22 protein-coding genes are annotated in these 21,367 nt (G+C 68.7%); 8 read left to right on the plus strand and 14 right to left on the minus strand.

Translation table 11 applies throughout. The features are described from left to right. Nucleotides 1-172: 172 nt before the first annotated feature. Complete coding sequence (locus MHN84_RS01660; RefSeq protein WP_241202891.1) at nucleotides 173-1,408, plus strand: MFS transporter; 1,236 nt, start codon at nucleotides 173-175, stop codon at nucleotides 1,406-1,408. Here MHN84_RS01660 and MHN84_RS01665 read toward each other — a convergent pair. The 5 genes from MHN84_RS01665 to MHN84_RS01685 form a co-directional block, all read right to left on the minus strand. Continuing rightward, nucleotides 1,392-2,036 (minus strand): TetR family transcriptional regulator, encoded by a 645-nt coding sequence (locus MHN84_RS01665; protein ID WP_241202892.1) that lies wholly within the window; start codon nucleotides 2,034-2,036, stop codon nucleotides 1,392-1,394. The two genes, MHN84_RS01660 and MHN84_RS01665, sit on opposite strands and share 17 nt — an antisense overlap. 107 nt (nucleotides 2,037-2,143) lie before the next feature. Then, entirely contained in the window at nucleotides 2,144-2,326 is a 183-nt protein-coding gene (locus MHN84_RS01670) for a rubredoxin (RefSeq protein ID WP_111511717.1), read from the minus strand. After that, on the minus strand, nucleotides 2,323-2,496 hold the full coding sequence (locus MHN84_RS01675) for a rubredoxin (RefSeq protein WP_241202893.1): 174 nt from the start codon (nucleotides 2,494-2,496) through the stop codon (nucleotides 2,323-2,325). The genes MHN84_RS01670 and MHN84_RS01675 overlap by 4 nt, the downstream gene beginning before the upstream one ends. Next, nucleotides 2,493-3,632 (minus strand): alkane 1-monooxygenase, encoded by a 1,140-nt coding sequence (locus MHN84_RS01680; protein WP_255729820.1) that lies wholly within the window; start codon nucleotides 3,630-3,632, stop codon nucleotides 2,493-2,495. Before MHN84_RS01680 ends, MHN84_RS01675 begins: the two co-directional genes overlap by 4 nt. Nucleotides 3,633-3,977: 345 nt before the next feature. Continuing rightward, a complete protein-coding gene (locus tag MHN84_RS01685) occupies nucleotides 3,978-5,453 on the minus strand; it encodes an APC family permease (RefSeq protein WP_241202895.1) in 1,476 nt (491 codons plus the stop codon). 78 nt (nucleotides 5,454-5,531) lie between these two features. Between MHN84_RS01685 and MHN84_RS01690 the strand changes: the two genes are divergently transcribed. Then, on the plus strand, nucleotides 5,532-6,905 hold the full coding sequence (locus tag MHN84_RS01690) for an oxidoreductase (RefSeq protein WP_241203191.1): 1,374 nt from the start codon (nucleotides 5,532-5,534) through the stop codon (nucleotides 6,903-6,905). On the opposite strand, the gene manA is transcribed toward MHN84_RS01690, so the two are convergent. From manA to MHN84_RS01710, 4 genes are all read right to left on the minus strand, one after another. Then, nucleotides 6,850-8,076, minus strand: coding sequence for a mannose-6-phosphate isomerase, class I (gene manA / locus MHN84_RS01695; RefSeq protein WP_241202896.1), 1,227 nt, complete (start codon nucleotides 8,074-8,076; stop codon nucleotides 6,850-6,852). The genes MHN84_RS01690 and manA overlap by 56 nt on opposite strands. Nucleotides 8,077-8,081: 5 nt before the next feature. Further along, nucleotides 8,082-9,176 (minus strand): TobH protein, encoded by a 1,095-nt coding sequence (locus MHN84_RS01700; protein ID WP_241202897.1) that lies wholly within the window; start codon nucleotides 9,174-9,176, stop codon nucleotides 8,082-8,084. After that, nucleotides 9,173-10,558, minus strand: coding sequence for a phosphomannomutase/phosphoglucomutase (locus tag MHN84_RS01705; protein WP_241202898.1), 1,386 nt, complete (start codon nucleotides 10,556-10,558; stop codon nucleotides 9,173-9,175). Before MHN84_RS01705 ends, MHN84_RS01700 begins: the two co-directional genes overlap by 4 nt. A gap of 79 nt (nucleotides 10,559-10,637) precedes the next feature. Beyond that, on the minus strand, nucleotides 10,638-11,057 hold the full coding sequence (locus MHN84_RS01710) for a DUF3499 domain-containing protein (RefSeq protein WP_241202899.1): 420 nt from the start codon (nucleotides 11,055-11,057) through the stop codon (nucleotides 10,638-10,640). Between the two features lie 131 nt (nucleotides 11,058-11,188). Here MHN84_RS01710 and MHN84_RS01715 point away from each other — a divergent pair, with 131 nt between their 5' ends. Further along, a complete protein-coding gene (locus MHN84_RS01715) occupies nucleotides 11,189-11,611 on the plus strand; it encodes a metallopeptidase family protein (RefSeq protein ID WP_241203192.1) in 423 nt (140 codons plus the stop codon). 4 nt (nucleotides 11,612-11,615) lie between these two features. On the opposite strand, the gene MHN84_RS01720 is transcribed toward MHN84_RS01715, so the two are convergent. Then, complete coding sequence (locus tag MHN84_RS01720) at nucleotides 11,616-11,879, minus strand: WhiB family transcriptional regulator (protein ID WP_221356043.1); 264 nt, start codon at nucleotides 11,877-11,879, stop codon at nucleotides 11,616-11,618. A gap of 429 nt (nucleotides 11,880-12,308) precedes the next feature. Between MHN84_RS01720 and cofD the strand changes: the two genes are divergently transcribed. From cofD to MHN84_RS01735, 3 genes are read left to right on the plus strand one after another with little or no spacing between them, the layout of a single operon-like run. Then, nucleotides 12,309-13,295: a 2-phospho-L-lactate transferase gene (gene cofD / locus MHN84_RS01725; RefSeq protein WP_241202900.1), complete on the plus strand. Its 987-nt coding sequence runs from the start codon at nucleotides 12,309-12,311 to the stop codon at nucleotides 13,293-13,295. Further along, nucleotides 13,292-14,635 carry a coenzyme F420-0:L-glutamate ligase gene (locus MHN84_RS01730; protein ID WP_241202901.1) on the plus strand — a complete coding sequence of 448 codons (1,344 nt, stop codon included), beginning with the start codon at nucleotides 13,292-13,294 and terminating at the stop codon, nucleotides 14,633-14,635. The genes cofD and MHN84_RS01730 overlap by 4 nt, the downstream gene beginning before the upstream one ends. Then, nucleotides 14,632-15,174, plus strand: a complete 543-nt coding sequence (locus tag MHN84_RS01735; RefSeq protein ID WP_241202902.1) for an NUDIX hydrolase — start codon at nucleotides 14,632-14,634, stop codon at nucleotides 15,172-15,174. Before MHN84_RS01730 ends, MHN84_RS01735 begins: the two co-directional genes overlap by 4 nt. Here the strand turns inward: MHN84_RS01735 and MHN84_RS01740 are convergent, their stop codons facing one another. The 4 genes from MHN84_RS01740 to rfbD form a co-directional block, all read right to left on the minus strand. Next, complete coding sequence (locus MHN84_RS01740; RefSeq protein WP_241202903.1) at nucleotides 15,175-16,044, minus strand: hypothetical protein; 870 nt, start codon at nucleotides 16,042-16,044, stop codon at nucleotides 15,175-15,177. A gap of 141 nt (nucleotides 16,045-16,185) precedes the next feature. Then, nucleotides 16,186-17,265 carry a sugar phosphate nucleotidyltransferase gene (locus MHN84_RS01745; RefSeq protein ID WP_241202904.1) on the minus strand — a complete coding sequence of 360 codons (1,080 nt, stop codon included), beginning with the start codon at nucleotides 17,263-17,265 and terminating at the stop codon, nucleotides 16,186-16,188. Further along, complete coding sequence (locus MHN84_RS01750) at nucleotides 17,265-18,143, minus strand: glycosyltransferase family 2 protein (protein ID WP_241202905.1); 879 nt, start codon at nucleotides 18,141-18,143, stop codon at nucleotides 17,265-17,267. The genes MHN84_RS01745 and MHN84_RS01750 overlap by 1 nt, the downstream gene beginning before the upstream one ends. A gap of 16 nt (nucleotides 18,144-18,159) precedes the next feature. Continuing rightward, entirely contained in the window at nucleotides 18,160-19,017 is an 858-nt protein-coding gene (rfbD, locus tag MHN84_RS01755) for a dTDP-4-dehydrorhamnose reductase (RefSeq protein WP_241202906.1), read from the minus strand. Nucleotides 19,018-19,085: 68 nt separating this feature from the next. On the opposite strand from rfbD, the gene MHN84_RS01760 reads away from it, so the two are divergent. Then, nucleotides 19,086-20,555: an LCP family protein gene (locus tag MHN84_RS01760; protein ID WP_241202907.1), complete on the plus strand. Its 1,470-nt coding sequence runs from the start codon at nucleotides 19,086-19,088 to the stop codon at nucleotides 20,553-20,555. Continuing rightward, on the plus strand, nucleotides 20,555-21,265 hold the full coding sequence (locus tag MHN84_RS01765) for a TIGR03089 family protein (RefSeq protein WP_241202908.1): 711 nt from the start codon (nucleotides 20,555-20,557) through the stop codon (nucleotides 21,263-21,265). Before MHN84_RS01760 ends, MHN84_RS01765 begins: the two co-directional genes overlap by 1 nt. The last annotated feature ends 102 nt before the right edge of the window (nucleotides 21,266-21,367 follow it).

Genomic DNA, 21,367 nt, shown 5'->3' on the forward strand with positions numbered 1-21,367 from the left:
GCTCAGTCCGAACACGCGGACGCACACTGCCAGCCGAGAGGTATCCACAACACCCTAGCGGGCGGCACAGGCGGTCTCCAATTCGCCCGTCCCTGACGTCATGTTTGGTCACGGTTGCGGCCGGGGTACACCGCGGCGCCGACATTCGGCCGCAGTAGGAGGTCAGTGGGCGGTGGACGAGCGGGCATCGACGATCGGCCGACGCTCTTTGATCGCCTTGGCCGCGCTGAACTTCTTCCTCGCCGACGCCCGCGACGGGCTCGGCCCGTTCCTGGACGCGTTCCTCGCCACGCGCGGCTGGTCGCCGTTCGCACTCGGCGCGATCGCGACCGTCGGCGGCCTGATCGGGTTGGCGGTGACGCCGGCGTTCGGGGCGCTGGTGGACGGCACCCGGTACAAGCGGGCGTTGGTCGCGGTACCGGTGGTGGTGGTGACCGCGGTCGGGCTGGCCACGCTGGTGGCGCCGACGCCGGCGATCGTGTGGATCGGTCAGGTGGGCACTGCGGTGGTCGGCGCAGTGATCGGGCCGGCACTGACGGGGCTGACCCTCGGTCTGATCGGGCCGCGGCTGTTCGGTCGGCAGATCGCTCGTAACGAGTTCTGGAACCACGCAGGCAACGTGGCCTCGCTGGCCGCGGTGTTCGTCTTCGTGTCGCTCTACGGCGAGCACGCGATCATCACGCTGATGATCGTGACCGCGATCGGCGCGGTGGTGGCGGCGGTGGCCATCGATCCGGCCCGCATCGATCACGACGCGGCGCGCGGCCTCGAGGACGCCGACGGTCGTGCGACGCCGTCGGGGTTCCGCGTGCTGGTGAGGACGCCGGGTCTGCTGCTGCTGGCCGTCGTGCTGCTGATGTTCCACTTCGGCAACGCGCCGATGAGCAGGCTGGTGGCTCAGGATTTCGCGATCGAGCTCGGGACGCCGTTTCGCACCACCGCGATCATCACGGGGGTGTCGCAGGTCGCGATGATCGCCGTCGCGGTGCTCGCGCCGCTGATGATCCGGCGGTTCGGGCTGGCGGCGGTGCTGCTGGTGGCGCTGTGCGCGCTGCCGGTGCGCGGGCTCATCGCGGGCACCAATTCGGGCTTCTGGACGATCTTTCCGGTGCAGACGCTCGACGGGGTGGGCGCGGGCCTGATCGGTATCGCGACGCCGATCGCGGTCGAACGCCTACTCGCCGGGTCGGGGCGCTTCAACGTCGGGCTCGCCGCGGTGATGACCATGCAGGGCGTGGGTGCGTCGCTGTCCAACGTCGTGGCCGGATCGGTGGTGAGCGCCTACGGCTACCAGGCGTCGCACCTGCTCAGCGCCGCTGTCGCGGTCGTCGCGGTGGGGATCTTCGTGCGGTTCCGGCGCGTCATCGCACCGGAGCGCTCGGGCCCTGTCGCTACCGCGGTTCGATGACGCCGTAGCGCTCGGCGAACGGCGTCATCAATCGGGCCAGGTCGCGCGCCACATCTCCCCCGCCAGCGGGAGGTGCCCCCAGGTCGGCTTCGGGCGGCATCGAGATGTAGCTCATCGCGAGCCGGACGATGGCGCGGGCCAGCACGCCCGCGTCCTCCGCGCTGCAGCGCACCCAGCTGGTCATGAACAGCTCGGTCAGCCGAGTCGAGCAGTGCGTGATGATCGGCGCGCTGTCGGTCGTGATGATCTGCAGCAGATCGGGTTTCGAGGTGCCGGTCAGCAGGGAGATGACCAGCGGATCGGCGGCCGACTCGACGAAGAAGTCGCGGAAACCCTGCAGGAACGCGGCGTACACGTCGCCGACGTTGGCGCCGATCGCGTTCTGAATCTGGCCGACGAGCCGGTCGGAGAGTCGCAGCGCATAGCCCTGGGCCAGGCCCTGGCGGGAGCCGAACTCGTTGTAGATCGTCTGCCGGCTGATGCCGGCGGCCTTGGCGACGTCGGACAGCGTGATGGCCGACCAGTCGCGGGTGAGCAGCAGGTCACGCATCCCGTCGAGGATGGAGTCGCGCAGCAGTACGCGCGACGCCTCGGCGTAGCTGATGCGCTTGTCGGCCGGACTGCTCACACGCGCGACTGTATCGGTCGCCCCGGTCCCGCGAGCGCGCGTGTCTGCACGCTCGTGGCCGGTGTGTCGCGCGCCGGAGCGCACGCTCACCGGCCACGAAGGTGCGTTCACGGCCGCGAAACCTCCACCATGTCGAAGTCGGACTTGGCTGCGCCGCAATCCGGGCAGCTCCAGTCGTCGGGAATGTCGTCCCAGCGGGTGCCCGGGGCGATGCCGTCCTCGGGCCAGCCCTTGGCTTCGTCGTACTCGAAGCCGCATTGCACGCACACGTAGAGCTTGTAGTCGGTCACTGGTTCACTCCCATCGGTTCGAAATCGATCTTCTCGCGCACCGCACAGTCGGGGCAGGCCCAGTCGTCGGGAATGTCGTCCCACGCGGTGCCGGCCGGAAACCCCTCGCGCGGAGCACCTTTGGCTTCGTCGTAGACGTAGTCGCAACCCGGGCAGCGGTAGGTGCTCATGCGGCGGGCACCCCGTAGTGGGCCCGCATCCGCGGATGGACGTTGGCACGCGAGACGTCGCCGTCGTAGTGGGAGATCACACGGTGGTCCATCACTTTTCGCCACAACGGCGGGAAGTAGGTGAGCGCGATCATCGATGCGTAGCCACTGGGCAGGTTCGGCGCGTCGGCCATGCTGCGCAGCGTCTGGTAACGCCGCGTCGGATTGGCGTGATGGTCGCTGTGGCGCTGCAGGTGGTAGAGGAACAGGTTGGTCACGATGTGGTCGGAGTTCCAGCTGTGCACCGGGGCGCACCGCTCGTAGCGGCCGTTCGCGTTCTTCTGCCGCAGCAGCCCGTAATGCTCGAGGTAGTTGACGGTCTCGAGCAGCGTGAAGCCGAAGACTGCCGAGATCACGATGAACGGGATCAGCCCGACGCCGAACACCGCGATCAGGATGCCGTAGAGCACCACCGACATCGCCCACGCGTTGAGCACGTCGTTGGACCAGTGCCACTTCGACTTGCCGGCCCGCTCCAGACGCTTGGCCTCCAGTTTCCATGCCGAGCGCAGGCTGCCGAAGATGCTGCGCGGCAGGAACTCCCAGAACGTCTCACCCAGGCGGGCCGACGCCGGATCTTCCGGTGTCGCGACGCGGACGTGATGGCCGCGGTTGTGCTCAATGTAGAAGTGGCCGTAGCAGGTCTGCGCCAGCGTGATCTTCGAGAGCCACCGCTCGAGCGAATCCTTCTTGTGGCCCATCTCGTGGGCGGTGTTGATGCCGACGCCGCCGAGCACGCCCACCGACAGTGCCAGTCCGATCTTCGCCGGCCACGGCAACCCGCCGTCGAAGCCGAGCCAGCTCAGGTCGGAGGCGGTGAACAGATAGGCGCCCAGAATCACGCTGGCGTACTGGAACGGGATGTAGACGTAGGTGCAGTAGCGGTAGTACTTGTCGTTCTCCAGCCGCTCCATCACCTCATCGGGCGGATTCTGACCGTCGGGCCCGAACTTCAGGTCCAGGGCGGGCAGCAGGATGTAGAGCAGGATCGGGCCGATCCACAGCGGAATCTGCGCCGCGCCGTGCCAGCCCCACTGGTTGAGGGCCCACACCAGCGGCAGCATGACGAACAGCGCCGTCGGCGCGATCAACCCCATCAGCCACAGGTAGCGCTTCTTGTCGCGCCACTCCCCCAATTCCGGGCTCTGGGAGCTTCCGTTCAGTTCCTGTGTGGTCACCCGAGTGCCTCCTCGCTGTGAGTGCGATCACCTGTCGAATTTGACTATAGAGCCATTTTTGTCACCCGTCTAGACACGAAACCCACTTTTGTAAAGATCACCCCGTTCCGCGAGCGCGCGTGTCTGCACACAGTCGCCCCGCGTGTCGTATGCGGGAGCGCGCGCTCGAGCCCGCCGAGCGCACACGAAATGCCAGAGACCACGGCGCGCCGACGTACAAACGCGCGCGCTCGCGGAACAGCGCCCGCTCGCGGAACGAAGGAGTCAGCCCCGGCGGGCGACCAGTGAGTGGCGCCGGCCGTAGAGGAAGTACACGACCACGCCGACAGCCATCCAGATCAGGAACCGGATCCACGTCAACCCGGTCAGGTTCAGCATCAACCACACGCACGCGATGATCGACAGCACCGGCAGCACCGGCACCCACGGCGTCGTGAACCCGCGCTTGAGGTCGGGCCGCGTCCGCCGCAGCACCAGCACCCCGGCCGACACCAGCACAAAGGCGAACAGCGTGCCGATGTTCACCATCTCTTCGAGCTTGCCGATCGGGAACACGGTCGCGGTGACCGCGACGACGGCGCCGACCAGCAGCGTGATCCGCACCGGCGTGCCGTGCTTGCCGGTCTTGGCCAGGCCGCGCGGCAGCAGGCCGTCGCGCGACATCGCGAACAGCACCCGCGTCTGACCCAACACCAGCACGATCACCACGGTCGTCAGCCCGGCCAGCGCCCCGATCGAGATCACTTTGGCCGCCCAGTCCACGCCGTTCAGCGCGAACGCCGTGGCCAGGTTCTGCGTATCGGCGTCACGCAGCTGCTTGTAGCTGACCATGCCGGACACCACGACGGTGACCGCGACGTACAGCACGGTCACGATGCCCAGCGAGGCAAGGATGCCGCGCGGCACGTCGCGCTGCGGATTCCTGGTCTCTTCGGCGGTGGTCGCGACGATGTCGAAGCCGATGAACGCGAAGAACACGATCGAGGCCCCGGCCAGCAACCCGTACCAGCCGTAATGGCTGCCCTCGGCGCCGGTCAGCAGTGAGAACAGGGATTGCTCGGTGCCCGAACCGCCCTCGCCGGCTTCGGCGGGCGGGATGAACGGCGTGTAGTTCTGGGTCTTGATGTAGAACGCGCCGACGATGACGACCAGCAGCACCACGCCGACCTTCACCGCGGTGATCGCAAGGCTGACGCCGGCCGAGAGCTTCGTGCCGTAGGCGAGGATCGCGGTGACGAAGCCGATGATCAGCAGAGCCCCCCAATCCACCTCCAGCCCACCGACGTTCGCGACGCCGCCCCCGAAGCCGAAGACCGTGCCCAGGTAGCTCGACCAGCCCTTTGCGACCACGGCCGCGGCCACCGCGAACTCGAGGATCAGGTCCCAGCCGATGATCCACGCGACGAACTCCCCGAACGTCGCGTAGGAGAACGTGTAGGCGCTACCCGCCACCGGCACGGTCGACGCGAATTCGGCGTAGCACAACGCGGCGAGCCCGCACGCGATCGCGGCGATGATGAACGAGATCGAGATCGCCGGGCCGGTCAGGTTGGCCGCGGTGGACGCGGTGATCGTGAAGATGCCGGCACCGATCACCACCGAGACACCGAAGACGGTGAGATCCCACCAGGTCAGGTCCTTGCGGAGCCGGGTGTCGGGCTCGTCCGTGTCGGCGATCGACTGTTCCACCGACTTGGTACGCCGCTTGTTCGTGGCCCGTTCCGCCGACTCCTGCGTCATCAACGTCCTCGTTTCGTCATCGCTTCTGCGGGAATGTACCCACAACCCCTCTTAAAATGACCCTCAATGGCACCTCTCATGACACGAACCCATGCGATCGTCATCGGCGCCAGCCTCGGCGGGCTGTGCGCGGCGAAGGTGCTCTCCGAGACATTCGAGCGAGTCACCCTCATCGAGCGCGACGATCTTCCCGACGGGCCGGCCAATCGACCGGCGGTTCCGCAGGGCCGCCACGTGCATCTGCTCATGGCTCGTGGCGCCAAGGAGTTCGAAGCACTGTTCCCGGGACTGCTCGACGACATGGTCGCCGCGGGCGTGCCGATCCTGGAGAACCGGCCGGACTGCATCCACTTCGGCGCGGCCGGCCACGTCCTGGGCACGCAGCACCGGCTGCAGAACGAGTTCACCGCGTATGTGCCGAGCCGGCCGCACCTGGAGTGGCAGATCCGCCGGCGCGTGCTGGATCTGCCCAACGTCACGTTGGTCAACGACAGTGTCGACGAACCCGTGTTCGACGGGCGTCGTGTCACCGGTGTGACGGTGGCAGGCGAGACCATCGACGCCGATCTGGTGGTCGACGCCACCGGACGGGGCACCCGCTTGCCAGTGTGGTTGGAACAGTGGGGTTTCGACCGACCAGCCGAGGACACCGTCGACGTGGGCATCGGCTATGCCACCCACCAGGTGCGCATCCCCGAGGGTCTCATCGCTGAGAAGGTCGTGGTCGCCGGCGCATCGCGAGAGCAGCCGCTGGGCCTGGGCATGCTGTACTACGAGGACGGCACCTGGGGGCTGACCACGTTCGGGATCGCAAAGGTGCCGCCGCCGAAGGATTTCGAGGGCATGTGCGAGCTCGCCGACGAGATCCTGCCGGCACACGTCAGCGCCGCGTTGCGCCAGGGCGAGCCGATCGGCGAGCCCGCGTTTCACAAGTACCCGACCAGCCGGTGGCGACGCTACGACAAACTCGACCGTTTTCCCGAGGGCATTCTGCCGTTCGGCGATGCGGTGGCGAGCTTCAATCCGACGTTCGGTCAGGGCATGACGATGACGTCGCTGCAGGCGGGTCACCTCCAGCGCGCGCTCGACGAACCCGGTGACAGTCTGGGGCTGACGTTTGCGAAGGCGACGACGAAGACGACGTGGCCGGTGTGGACGATGAACGCGATCGGTGATCTGGTACTACACCGGGCAGAGGGTCCGATGCCGTGGTGGTACCGCCCGGTCGGATCGCTGTTCGACCAGTTCCTCGGGGCGGCGGAGACGGATCCTGTTCTGGCCGAATGGTTTCTGCGCCGGTTCAGCCTGCTCGACACTCTCTACATGGTGCCGTCGGCGAAGCTGGTGGGCCGCACCGTGCGTCACAACATGCGGTTGTGGGCCGCTGAGAAGAAGGCTAGAGGCCGACGGTCACGCGAAACAGTCGCGTCGGCTCCTGCGACATCAGCCTGATCGGCCCGTCGTCGGCCCCCACCCATGCCGCCGCGCCGCGCTGCAGCGTCACCGCGGACGACTTCGCGTGCACCGTCGCCGACCCCTGCGTGCACAGCAGGATCTGGGGCCCGTCGTGGCGGGTGGGTGCGTCGATCTCGTGTCCGAGCTGCTCGCCGTCGAGGGCGAGCACGGACACCGCGAATTCCGGTGCGGGCGTGGGGTAGACCAGCTCGGCGCCGTCGCGGACCGGATCGGGTGAGACGACGATGTCGACGGCGGGGGTGAAATCGAGAACCCGCAACAGCTCGGGAACGTCGACGTGTTTGGGCGTCAGCCCGCCACGAAGAACATTGTCGGAGTTGGCCATCACCTCGACACCGACCCCCTGCAGGTAGGCGTGCAGGTTGCCGGCGGGCAGGTAGATCGCCTCACCGGGTTGCAGCGAGAGCCGGTTCAGCAGCATCGACGCGAGCACGCCCGCGTCACCGGGGTAGCGCTCGCCGAGCTCCAGCACGGTCTTGGCTTGCCGCTCGAATTCCTGTGCGCCCGAACGCAGGTAGTTGATCGCGCCGTCGAGCACCGCGGGCACGAGGACGTCGAGATCGGGTTGCGGGAACGTGATCCATGTCGTGAACAAAGCGCGCAGGCCGTCGGCGTCGGACTGGCCGGACAGCAGGTTGATGAACGGGTCGAGCTCGGCGACGCCGAGGGCGCGCATCAACATCACCGATTGGGCGGCCGGAGCGAAACCGGCCAGCGCCTCGAACGGGCTGAGCGCGACGATGATCTCGGGTTTGTGGCTGCGGTCCCGGTAGTTGCGGGTCGGCGCGTTGACGGGGATCCCCATCCGCTCCTCGCGGGCGAAGCCCTCGATCGCCTGCTCGGTGCTGGGGTGCGCTTGCAGCGACAGCGGTTCGTCGGCGGCGAGCACCTTGACCAGGAAGGGCAGCGAGTCACCGAACCGACCCCGAACCACCTGTCCCAGTTCGCCTTCGGGATCGGCACGCAGCGCGTCGAGCAGCGAGCGGTCGCCGTCCTCGGTCTGCAGGTGCGCCGGGTCACCGGGATGGGCACCGAACCACAGTTCGGCTTCGGGATGCGGGGTGGGGCTGGGCGCCCCGGTGAATTCGGCTATCGCGGTCCGCGAACCCCACGCATAGGTCCGCACTGCGCCCCTGAGCAGATGCACTCGCCTCAACCTCGAATCAGACGCTGGTAGACGGCCGCCATCTCCAGGCGGACCGCCAGCAGCGCCAGTTGTTGCTCGGGTCGGCTGGTACCGGGCATCGTTGTTGAGCCCGGCCCCTCCTCTCCGACTCCCCCGAGTTCCGGTACGTCGTTCGCATTGAGCACGGAGACGTCGTCAAAACCACGCAGCCGCGCCGAGACGGCAGGCCGATCCTCATCCGAGGTCAGCACGATCGTGCGCGCGCGGTTCGGCAGCGGCCCGTCGAGTTCCTCGTCGTGGAAGATGGACACCTCACCACGGTCGCGTCCCCACCCTGAGCCCAGCGCCACCAGCACGTCGGCCAGCCCCACGCCGGCCACGGTCTGCTGCGCCACCCGCAGCATCACGGTGCAGGCGTGCCGGGCGAGCGTCAGCGTGGCGGGAGTGTCACCGGCGAACACGACGTCGCGGTCGAGCATGCGCTGGGTCAACTCTTTGGCCGGGTTGGTGAAAAGCTCACGCGCAGCACTGTTTCGGAAAGCCTCGGCGTCCAGGTCGTCGGCCAGGGCGGCGAGGTCGACGCGGACACCGGGGGCGACGACCTCGAGCGCGGCCAGCCCGGCGGCGAGGTAGCGGGCCAACGTGAAATCGTCGGGCACCGGCAACCGCGGCGGCAGCGCCACCGAGCGTCCGGCCGTCGCGTCGCGCAGCGGCCCTTCGTAGGGGGCGACGACGATGACGCGGGCGCCGCGGCGCACCCCGGTCGCGGCGGCGGTCACCAGCGCAGGGTCGGCTGGATCGTCGCCGGCGACGATCAGGACGTCGAGGGCACCGATCCACGGCGGCGCCTCGGTGGCGATGACCATCGGCGCGGGCAGGGAGCCGCCGAGCACGGCAGCGAGCATCGAGCCTGCGGTGGAGGCTGTTCCGCGGCCGGCGACCCAGACCACGGTGCGCGGCGGCGCATCGGAGCGCACGGAGTCGAGGTCGCCTTCGGAGAGCGCCGACGCGGTGGCACGCACCTGCGCACCGGCCATGGACGCAGCACGCAGCAGCCCGTGCCGATCCGCGGCCAGCAGGCCGTCGGTGTCGTCGAGGTCGACCACCGCGGTGGCCGTCACGTGAGCTCCCCGGCTCCCTTGGTGATCAGCGCACCGATCTCGTCGACCAGTGCCGCCACCTCCTCGGGGGTGCGGGCCTCGGCGTTGAGCCGCAGCAGCGGCTCGGTGTTCGACATGCGCAGGTTGAACCAGCTGCCGTCGCCGAGGTCGACGGTGACGCCGTCGAGGTGGTCCATGGCGTGCACCCGGGAACCGAACGCCGCCAGGACCGAGTCGACGACGGCGGGGGCGTCGGTGACGGTGTAGTTGATCTCGCCGGACGATTCATAGCGCTCGTAGTCGGCCATGATCTCCGACAGCGGTCGGTCCTGCTCACCGAGCGCCGCGAGCACGTGCAGCGCGGCGAGCATGCCGGAGTCCGCGCCCCAGAAGTCGCGGAAGTAGTAGTGCGCGGAGTGCTCGCCCCCGAAGATCGCGCCGGTCTCGGCCATCAGCGCCTTGATGTAGGAGTGTCCGACGCGCGAGCGCACCGGTGTGCCGCCGCGCTCGGTGACCAGCTCGGGCACGGCGCGGGAGGTGATCAGGTTGTGGATGACGGTCGCGCCGATCTCGCGAGTCAACTCGCGGGCGGCGACCAGCGCGGTGACCGCCGACGGGGACACGGCCTGGCCGCGTTCGTCGACGACGAAGCAGCGGTCGGCGTCGCCGTCGAACGCCAGCCCGATGTCGGCTCCGGTTTCGAGCACGAAGCTCTGCAGGTCGACGAGGTTGGCCGGGTCCAGCGGGTTCGCCTCGTGGTTGGGGAAGGTGCCGTCGAGCTCGAAGTACAGCGGTGACAGCGTGATCGACGCGATCGGGCCCAGCACGCCGGGGGTGGTGTGGCCGGCCATGCCGTTGCCGGCGTCGACGGCGACCTTGAGCGGACGCAGCCCACTCACGTCGACCAGGGAGCGCAGGAAGTCGCCGTAGTCGGCGAGCACATCACGGTCGGACGCGGTGCCGCGCGGACCGTCGTGGTCGGGCACGCCGGCGATCACCTCGTCGCTGATGGCGGTGAGCCCCGTGTCCTTGCCGACGGGTTTGGCGCCGGCGCGGCACAGCTTGATGCCGTTGTAGGCGGCCGGGTTGTGGCTGGCGGTGAACATAGCCCCGGGGCAGTCCATCAGCCCGGAGGCGAAGTAGAGCTGGTCGGTCGAGGCCAGACCGATGCGGACGACGTCGAGTCCCTGCGCCATCACGCCCTCGGCGAACGCGGCGGAGAGCATGGGCGAACTCTCCCGCATGTCGTGGCCGATGACGATCTGGGTCGCTCCGTCGCGCACCAGTCGAGCGAACGCGGCGCCCACCTCGGCGACGAATTGCTCGTCGATCTGCTCGCCCACGAGTCCGCGCACGTCGTAGGCCTTGATGACGCGCTGTACCGCCTCGGCGGGCCGGGACATGTGGGCTCCTCACGCTGACGTGCTGACCAGTGCTGCCAGCCTAGCCGTCGGAAACCGCGCGCACGGCCGCCACGGTGATTCAGTCCGGCGGGTCCGGCAGTACCCGTAGATGCCCGCGTCGACGCCCGGTGGGCTCGGGGCGACGCACGGGCGGTGCCATCAGCGCGCCGCTCTGGGTGCCGGTGACGGGGTCTGTGAATCCGGTGAAGCCGGCAACAGGTCCGGCCGGCGCTTCCCGGCCTTCGCGTACCGCGTCGGCAAGCGCCACGAGGTCGTCGTCGTCGGGATGGGACGGCAGTGGACCGGCGTGGCGAACCAGTTCCCAACCGCGGGGGGCGGTGATGCGCCCGGCGTGCATGACGCACAGATCCCAGGAATGCGGCTCGGAGACGGTGGCCAGGGGGCCGACGACGGCGGTGGAGTCCGAGTAGACGAACGTGAGCGTCGCGACCGCGTAGTGCGGGCAGCCTGGACGGCAGCAGCGACGGGGAACATTCACGAACGGAAGGTTATCGTCTGTGTTCGTCCGTGCCGCGGCGGACACGCGAGCCGCGGGGGGCCCGAAGCCCAACCGTTACGATCTTTTTCGTGACCGGGCGCAATCATCGAGGGTCCCGGCGTGGCCGTGGGATGCGGGGACCGCTGCTGCCGCCCACCGTTCCGGGCTGGCGCAGCCGCGCTGAACGTTTCGACATGGCGGTGCTCGAGGCCTATGAGCCGATCGAGCGGCGGTGGCAGGATCGGGTGGCGTCGTTGGATGTCGCGGTCGACGAGATCCCGCGGCTGGCGCCCAAGGATCCGGACAGTGTGCAGTGGCCGCCGGAGGTCGTCGCCGACGGGCCGATCGCGCTGGCGCGGCTGATCCCCGCCGGGGTAGATGTTCGCGGCAACTCGACGAGAGCGCGAATCGTGTTGTTCCGCAAGCCGATCGAGCGACGGGCCAAGGACACCGTCGAGTTGACCGACCTACTGCATGAGCTTCTGGTGGCGCAGGTCGCCACGTATCTGGGCGTCGAGCCGTCCGTCATCGATCCGACGATCGACGACGAGTAGCCGCCTAGATGATGCCGCGCTTGATGCGCCGGCGCTCCCGCTCGGACAGTCCACCCCAGATACCGAAGCGCTCGTCGTGGGCCAGCGCGTACTCGAGGCAGGCGTCTTTGACCTCGCAGCCCTGGCAGATGCGCTTGGCTTCGCGGGTCGAGCCGCCCTTCTCCGGGAAGAAGGCCTCGGGGTCGGTCTGAGCGCACAGCGCGCGCTCCTGCCACTGGTCCTCGTCGGTTGCCAGCTCGTCATCGATCGGGTCGGGCACCACGCTCAATTGCGGGCGTCCCCCGATGCTTGCCGCCACCGGATCGGTCTGGATGTGCGGTGCACTCCCCACCGAGCCGAGGAGCCTGCTGTCGAAATGTACCGAATTGCCGAAATCGGCCTGTTCAAAAGCCATTGTTCCCCTCCTCCACAGGTCTCGTAGATCCGTTGTATGCCAGCCCACTATTTCTAAGTGTGGCCACCCAATTCGAACAAGTGATCGAATCTCGGTCTGCGACACCGGAACCGGCCGGAGAACCGCGAATGACACTGCTGTGATTACACACGCGTTAGCTGCCTCGGTCAAGCGCTGGAACAGGAATTCATACCATTCCGTGACTCAAATACGGCGCGTCGCGCTGTGGCGTGTCTGTCACGTTGCCGATCCAGGCACCTCCGGGGGGCGGGCCGCGGCGGCGTGCGCCTAGTGTCGGTCGGTGTGAAGGTCACTGTTCTGGTCGGCGGTGTGGGTGGCGCGCGCTTCCTCCTGGGTGTCCAACATCTACTGGGCTTGGGGCAGTTCAGTACTCACGATACCGATGAGCACGAAGTGACTGCTGTGGTCAATGTGGGCGACGACGCCTGGATGTTCGGCGTCCGGATCTGCCCTGACCTCGACACCTGCATGTACACCCTGGGCGGCGGGATCGACCCCGAGCGCGGGTGGGGGCACCGCAACGAAACCTGGCACGCCAAGGAGGAACTCGCCGCCTACGGTGTGCAACCCGACTGGTTCGGCCTGGGCGATCGCGACCTGGCCACCCACCTGGTGCGCACCCAGATGCTGCGCGCGGGCTATCCGCTGTCGCAGGTGACCGAGGCGCTGTGCGCGCGCTGGAATCCCGGCGCCCGGCTGCTGCCGGCCAGCGACGACCGCAGTGAAACCCATGTCGTGATCATCGATCCGGCCGACGGAGAGAAGAAGGCCGTCCACTTCCAGGAGTGGTGGGTCAGGTACCGCGCCCAGGTGCCCACCGAGAGCTTCGCGTTCGTCGGCGCCGACAGTGCCACTGCCGCACCGGGTGTCACCGACGCGATCGAGGGCGCCGACGTCGTGCTGATCGCACCGTCGAACCCCGTCGTCAGCATCGGCTCCGTCCTTCGGGTCGGCGGCATCCGGGCAGCGCTGCGCGCCACCCCGGCCCCGGTGATCGGCTACAGCCCGATCGTCGCAGGAAAGCCGTTGCGCGGCATGGCCGATGCATGCCTGTCGGTGATCGGGGTGGACAGCACGTCGGAGGGGGTCGGTGCACACTACGGTGCCCGCGCGGGTACCGGCATCCTGGACGGGTGGCTGGTCCACACCGGTGACGACGCGGTGATCGACGGCGTCGCGGTGCGGTCGGCGCCGCTGCTGATGAGCGAACCCGCGGTCACCGCGGAGATGGTGCGCGCCGGTATGGATCTGGCCGGGGTGAAGCTGTGAGGGACCACGGCACGTCGGCACGGCTGGAGCTACTGCCGGTCCCGGGGCTGCCGGAGTTCCGCCCCGGCGACGATCTGGGGGCCGCGATCGCCGAGGCCGCGCCCTGGCTGCGCGACGACGACGTCGTGGTCGTCACCAGCAAGGTGCTGTCCAAGTGCGAGGGCCGCATGGTCGACGCACCGTCCGACCCGGAGCTGCGAGACACGCTGCGCCGCAGGCTGATCGACGGCGAGGCGGTGCGAGTCCTGGCGCGCAAAGGCCGCACGCTCATCACCGAGAACGCGCTCGGGCTGGTGCAGGCCGCCGCGGGGGTGGACGGCTCGAACGTCGACAGCCACGAACTCGCGCTCCTTCCCGTCGATCCCGACGGCAGCGCCGCCGCGCTGCGGGCTGCGCTGCACGCGCGGCTCGGCGTGCGCGTCGGCGTCGTCGTCACCGACACGATGGGCAGGGCGTGGCGCACGGGACAGACCGACGTCGCGATCGGCGCCGCCGGGCTCGAGGTGTTGCACGGCTATGCGGGCGAGCACGATCAGCACGGCAACGAGTTGATCGTCACCGAGATCGCGGTCGCCGACGAGATCGCCGCGGCCGCCGATTTGGTGAAGGGCAAGCTGACCGCGGTCCCCGTCGCGGTGGTGCGCGGGCTGACGGTGCGCGACGACGGGTCGACTGCCCGCAATCTGGTCCGCGCGGGCGAGGAGGACCTGTTCTGGCTCGGCACCGAGGAGGCGATCGCGCTCGGTCGCACGCAGGCCCAGCTGCTGCGGCGGTCGGTGCGCAGCTTCAGCGACGAGCCGGTGGCGCCCGAGCTGATCGAGGCTGCTGTCGGTGAGGCGCTGACCGCCCCCGCGCCACACCACACCCGCCCGGTGCGCTTCGTCTGGGTGCGTGACATGGCGGTACGCACCCGGTTGCTCGACGCGATGAAAGACCAGTGGCGCGCCGACCTTCTGGGTGACGGCCGCGACCCCGCCGCGGTCGAACGCCGCGTCTCGCGTGGTCAGATTCTCTACGATGCACCGGAATTGGTGATCCCGTTCATGGTGCCCGACGGGGCGCACAGTTACCCCGACGCGCATCGCACCGCGGCCGAGCACACGATGTTCACCGTGGCCGTCGGTGCGGCGGTGCAGGGCCTGCTGGTGGGGCTCGCGGTGCGCGGTGTGGGCAGCTGCTGGATCGGGTCGACGATCTTCGCTGCCGATCTCGTGCGCACCGAACTCGATCTGCCGGCGGAGTGGGAGCCGTTGGGGGCCATTGCGATCGGCTACGCCGCCGACGGGCCGGCCGCGCCACGCGATCCGGTGCCCACCGACGGTCTGCTGCTCGAGCGATGAGTCTGCACCAATCGGCGATCGACACCCTGACGCAGTGGCAGCCGGCCGATCCGGCGCAGGAGTCGATGCGGCACGCGGTGCTGGCGTTCCTCGACGCGAACCCGAAGGCATGCCTGCGGGAGTCGGTGCCCGGGCACATCACGGGCTCGGCGCTGGTGCTGAACCACGAGGGCACGCATGCCCTTCTGACGCTTCACCCGCGGTTCCAGCGCTGGCTGCAACTCGGCGGGCACTGCGAACCCGAAGATCCCACACTGGTCGCCGCGGCGCTGCGAGAAGCCACCGAGGAGTCGGGCATCGCCGGGTTGACCATCGACGAGTTGCCGACCGCGATCCACGTGCACCCGGTGACGTGTTCGTTGGGGGTGCCGACGCGCCACCTCGACGTGCAGTTCGTCGTGCGCGCGCCGGCAGGGGCGCACGCCGAGATCAGCGACGAGTCGCTCGATCTGCGGTGGTGGCCGCTGGATGGCCTGCCCGGCGGCAGCGATTTCGGCCTGCGCCACCTGGCCGCCCTCGCGAAAGTGCGCCTGCGGTAGTCACCCCACGCCCGCAGCTACCGCTGAAACACCTTCGCGAATGCGCCACGCCGCCGCGACCCTCTCGACGACATCGTTCTCGCTGTCTTCGCTGATCACCTTGACGTGCAGCCACTCTCGCCCGCGTATCAATCGCAAACGCTGCTCGTCCCAGACGTACTGATTTCTGTCCTTCCGATGCTGGTCGCCGTCGTACTCGACCGCGATCGTCTTGTCCTCCCATCCCATGTCGAGGTACGCGAAGGGTGTGCCGTGACTGTTCAGTAGCGGAATCTGCGTGGTGGGCCGCGGAAAGCCCCGCCGCACCAGAAGCATTCGCAGCCAAGTCTCCTTCGGCGACTGGGCGCCCGCGTCCATGTGGTCCACCGCGGTGCGAAGTTGCTTCATACCGCGTGCGCCCCGGTACTCGTCACACAGCGGCACGATGTGCCCAGCGGTGAGGCCGGTGGCGTTGGCGAGCGCGTCGAGATGTTCGACAGCGCGAGCGAGCGGCAAGTGACGGCCCAGGTCGAATGCTGTCCTCGCAACCGAGCTCACCGACATTCCTCCGACACGGCGAATCTCTGCAGCGCCGATGCGCTCGTTGCGGGTGACGATGCCGGCCGGTGAACGCTTGCAGTCATAGATCAGCTCGATGGGGGCGCGGTCGTCCACCCAGCGGGCACCGTGCAGAGCGGCCGCCGCCCTTCCCGCGATCACCGCCCGCCGCCGAGACCACAGCCAGGCGCCGACGGTGCGGTCGGCGAGCGACGCTTCGGTGCCGCGAGGGATGTAGACGTTCGGGTACAGGCGTCGATAGCCGTAGCGCAGTTCGCCTGGGGTCACAACGCCTGCTGCAATCGCCTCACTGCCCAGAAACACCGTGTGCATGCGCCGAGCGTGGACGCGGCGTCCGACAGGAAAGGCCCTAGAGGCGAGGGTTATCCACAGCCCGTGCTTCGCGAAAGTGCGATGTGGGTAGCTCGACGACGCTCGGCGCTACCGCCAGAGCACTTTCGCGCCCCCCAGACTCTAGATGTCTGTCGAGAAGCGGATGCCACCGTCGGGAATCGTGATCCCCGGCCACACCCGGGCGCCGCGCAGCAGCTCGCAGCGGGCCCCCACGTCGGCGCCGTCGCCGATCACACCATCGCGGATCAGCGCCCGCGGCCCGATGTGCGCGCCGAAGCCGATGATCGACCGCTCGATCACCGCGCCCGCACCGACTTTCGCGCCGTCGAAGATCACTGCCCCGTCGAGCCGTGCGCCGCCGGCGATCTCGGCACCACGGCCGATCACGGTGCCGCCGATCAACAGCGCACCCGGCGCCACCGATGCGCCGTCGTGCACCAGGGACTCACCGCGATGCCCGCCCAGAGCCGGCGACGGCGCGATGCCACGCACCAGGTCTGCCGAGCCGCGCACGAAGTCTTCCGGCGTGCCCATGTCACGCCAATAGGTGGAGTCGACGTAGCCGCAGACCTTCTTGCCGTCGGCGAGCAGACCCGGGAAGACCTCCCGCTCCACCGACACCGCGCGACCGGTGGGGATCTGCTCGATGACCGAGCGCTTGAACACGTAGCAGCCGGCATTGATCTGGTCGGTCGGCGGGTCTTGCGTCTTCTCCAGGAAAGCCGTCACCGTGCCGTCGGATTCTGTTGGCACGCAACCGAATGCGCGGGGATCGCCGACGCGGACCAGATGCAGCGTCACGTCGGCGTCGGTCGAGGTGTGCGAATCCAGCAGTGCGCGTAGGTCGCATCCGGACAGCACGTCGCCGTTGAAGACGACGGCGGTGTCGTGGCGCAGCTTGGACGCCACGTTGGCGATACCGCCGCCGGTGCCCAGCGGCTCGTCTTCGACCACGTACTCGATCTGCAGCCCGAGTTTGGAGCCGTCTCCGAACTCCGCTTCGAACACGCCCGCCTTGTAGGAGGTTCCGAGCACCACGTGCTCGATGCCGGAGTCCGCGATCCGCGACAGCAGGTGGGTCAGGAACGGCAGCCCGGCGGTCGGCAGCATCGGCTTGGGCGCCGACAGCGTCAGAGGCCGCAGGCGCGTGCCCATCCCGCCGACCAGAACGACCGCATCGACATCAGCGGGATTCACCATCACCCCTGCCCCCTTCGGGCTTTCATCGAACTCCGCACCACCAGCCGGGAGCGCGCCCCCAACGCAGTCCGGAACGCCCACCGTAGCGGAGCATGTCGCCGTTTCGGGTACCGATCCGCGAGAAAAGTGTAGGTGCTCGCGTGATGGGCAGCGAGGTTGCGAGCGGGATCGCGCCCCGTCGAGTGACCTTTGGCGTGCAGCACCTCCGCCGAGGGGACGTAGACGTTCTGCCAGCCGGCGCGACCGAGCCGATCACCGAGGTCGACGTCCTCCATGTACATGAAGTACCGCTCGTCGAAGCCTGCGATCTCCGCGTAGGCCGCGCTGCGCACCAGCAGGCACGACCCGGACAGCCAGCCGACGGCGCGTTCGCTGGGGTCCTCTCGTTCCTGGCGGTAGACGGCGGTCCACGGGTTGGACGGCCAGACCGGCCCGACGACGGCGTGCATGCCACCCCGGATGATCGACGGCAGGTGCCGCGCCGAGGGGTACACCGACCCGTCGGGGTCGCGGATCAGCGGACCCAGCGCCCCGGCCCGAGGCCACCTGTCGGCGGCTTCCAACAACAGATCGATGCTGCCGGGCCCCCACTGCACGTCGGGGTTCGCGATGACGAACATGTCTGTCGTCGTGGACAATCCGTACTCGGCGACGGCGCGGTTGATCGCGGTGCCGTAGCCGACGTTCGCCCCGGTGCGCAGCAGCCGCGCGTTGGGATATCGCTCGACAGCTTCTTCGGGTGAGCCGTCGTCGGACCCGTTGTCGGCCATGATCACCGTCACCGGCCGCTCGGTGGCGTGGGCCAGCGACGCGAGGAAACGATCCAGGTGAGGTCCCGGTGAGTACGTCACCGTGACGACGTACAGCTCGTCGCTCACCTATCGGCCACCCATCTCATCGCGTAGAGGGTAGCGGGCGCAGTGCTGTGGCGAGCGCCTCGCGCCATCCCCGCAGCGGGGTCAGTCCGGCGCGTGCCGAGCCGGCCGCCGACAGCGCGGAGTACGACGGCCGGGGCGCGGGGCGTGGATGACGGTCGGTGCCGACCGGACGGACCCGCGCCGGGTCGGCTCCCAGCTCGGCGAACACCGCCTGGGCCTGGTCGAATCGGCTGGCTTCGCCGGCGTTGGCGGCGTGCAGGATCGGCCCGCCCACCCCGCCGTCGGCGATCTGCAGCAGCGCCGCACACAGATCGCCGACGTAGGTCGGGGAGCCGATCTGGTCGGCGACGACGTCGACGGTGTCCGTTCCGGCGGCGCTCCGCCGCATCCCGGCGACGAAGTCGGAGCCGTCGGCGCCTTCGTAGACCCACGACGTGCGCACCACGTATGCGGTGGGCAGGGCGGCCAGCACCGCGTGCTCACCGGCCAGCTTGGTACGCCCGTACACCGACAGCGGCCCGGTGTCGTCGTCGATGTCATACGGGTGCCGAGCGCCCGAGGCGCCGAACACGTAGTCGGTGGAGATGTGGATCAGCGACGCCCCGGCCCGGGCGCAGGCGGCAGCGACGTTGCCGGCGCCGGTGGCGTTGACCGCGTGGGCCCGGTCCGGGTCGGCCTCGGCCTGGTCGACCTGGGTGAAGGCGGCGCAGTTGACGACGACGTCGCCGGGGCGGAGTTCCCCGGGGTCGGTCCCGGTGATGTCCCACTCACCCGACGTGAAGCCGCGGACGTCGCGGCCCTGAGAGGCCGCCTGACCTGCCAAGAAGCGCCCGACCATGCCGCCGGCGCCAGTGATCACGATTCGGTCAGCCATAGGTAGCGAGTGTGGCACGCCGAGGACGGCTCCCCCGCCTCCCGCCTGCCCGCCAGTAACCTGGGCGGATGCCTGCAGCTCAGATGACCCGTGTCGTCTCCGTCATCGTGACGTTGGCGATCGTCGTCGGCACCGGCGTCGCGTGGGGCAAGATCCGGTCCTTCGAGTCGGGCATCAACCATGTCAGCCCGGTTGCGCTCGGCGAGGGCGGCGAGGACGGCGCGATCGACATCCTGCTGGTCGGCATGGACAGCCGCACCGATGCGCACGGCAATCCGCTCAGCGCCGAGGAGTTGGCGACGCTGCGCGCCGGCGACGACGTCTCGACCAACACCGACACGATCATCTTGATCCGCATCCCGAACAACGGGCGCTCGGCGACGGCGATCTCGATCCCGCGCGACTCCTACGTCGAGGCGCCCGGCATCGGGAAGATGAAGATCAACGGCGTCTACGGCTCGGTGCATCTGGAGAAGATGAAGCAGCTCGTCGAGCAGGAGGGCGAGGACCCGAAGGTCGCGGAGAAGGAGGCCACCGAGGCGGGCCGCGAGGAGCTGATCAAGACGGTCGCCAACCTCACCGGCGTGACGGTCGATCACTACGCCGAAGTCGGCCTGCTGGGCTTCGCGTTGATCACCGACGCCCTGGGCGGGGTCAACGTCTGCCTCAAAGATGCTGTCTACGAACCCCTTTCGGGTGCGGACTTTCCGGCGGGCTGGCAGAAGCTGAACGGGCCGCAGGCGCTGAGTTTCGTGCGGCAGCGCCACGACCTGCCGCGCGGTGATCTGGACCGCGTCACCCGCCAGCAGGCGTTCATGGCGTCGCTGGCACACGAGGTGATCTCGAGCAAGACGCTGTCGAGCCCGGCGACGCTGAACCGGCTCGAAGACGCGGTGCAGCGCTCGGTGGTGCTCTCCGACGGCTGGAGCATCATGGATTTCGCCGATCAGCTCAGCAAGCTCTCGGGCGGCAACATCGCGTTCGCCACGATTCCGATCGTCGAAGAGGCCGGCTGGAGCGACGACGGTATGCAGTCGGTGGTGCGGGTGAATCCCCCGGAGGTCAAGGAGTGGGTGAGCAGCCTGCTGCACGATCAGGAGGAGGGCAAGACCGACGAGATCGCCTACAGCCCCGACAAGACCAGCGTCGACGTGATCAACGACAGCGACGTCAACGGCCTCGCCGCGGCGGTGTCCCAGGTGTTGACGGGCAAGGGTTTCTCGGCAGGCAACGTCGGCAACAACGAGGGCACCAAGGTCACCAACAGCCAGGTGCAGGCCGCCTCGAGCGATGACATGGGCGCCCAGGAGGTGGCCAAGCAGTTGGGCGGGTTGCCGGTGGTCGAGGACGCCTCGGTGCCCCAGGGCGCGGTGCGGGTGGTGCTCTCGGCCGATTACACCGGTCCCGGCTCGGGGCTGGACGGCACGGATGTCACGCTGTCGGCCCCGGTGACCAACGCGTCGGGCGGCGGCGAGGCGTTGCCGGCTGCTTCGCCGATCATCACGGCGGGGTCGGACGACCCGCAGTGCGTCAACTGATGGCGATCAACCTCTCCTCGGCGATTCTCGATCCTCTGCTGGCCCGCAATCCGGCGGGGCCGCGGATCACCTACTACGACGACGCGACCGGTGAGCGCATCGAGTGCTCGACGGTGACGCTGGCGAACTGGGCGGCCAAGACCGCCAACCTGCTGCGCGACGAGATGGGGGCCGGTCCCGGCAGTCGGGTGGCGGTGTTGCTGCCGGCACATTGGCAGACGGCCGCGGTGTTGCTCGGAATCTGGTGGATCGGCGCGGAAGCGGTTCTGGAGGCTGACAGCGCGGATCTGGCCCTGTGCGCGGAGGGCCGGCTCGACGATGCGGACGCCAAGGTCAGCGGTGGCGAGGTCGCGGTGCTGTCGTTGGATCCGTTCGGTCGGCCCGCAGCGGATCTGCCTGTGGGAGTGACGGATTACGCGACGGCCGTGCGGGTGCACGGTGATCAGATCGTCGCCGAGCGGCACCCGGGTCCGGCGTTGGACGGCCGCTCGGGTGACGACGTTCTCGCCGCAGCGCGTTCCGTTGCCGATGCTCAGGGCCTGGGCGGCGACGATCGGGTGCTGTCTTCGGCGCCGTGGGACACCGCCGACGATCTGGTTGCTCACCTGCTGGCGCCGTACGCGGTGGGGGCGTCGCTGGTGTACGTCGCGCACCCGGATGCCGCGGCGCTGGATCGTCGGCGGGCAACGGAGAAGATCACCCGCGGCTGACGCGGCTGCCAATTTCCTGTCACGAACGTGCCGTTCTGGCGAAGTCGGACGCCACCCTTACCGAAAGTGACGTCCTACCCGACATAATTGACATGATCGTTA

It is taken from the genome of Mycobacterium sp. PSTR-4-N (assembly GCF_022348085.1).
In the GTDB taxonomy this organism is placed as follows: Bacteria; Actinomycetota; Actinomycetes; order Mycobacteriales; family Mycobacteriaceae; genus Mycobacterium.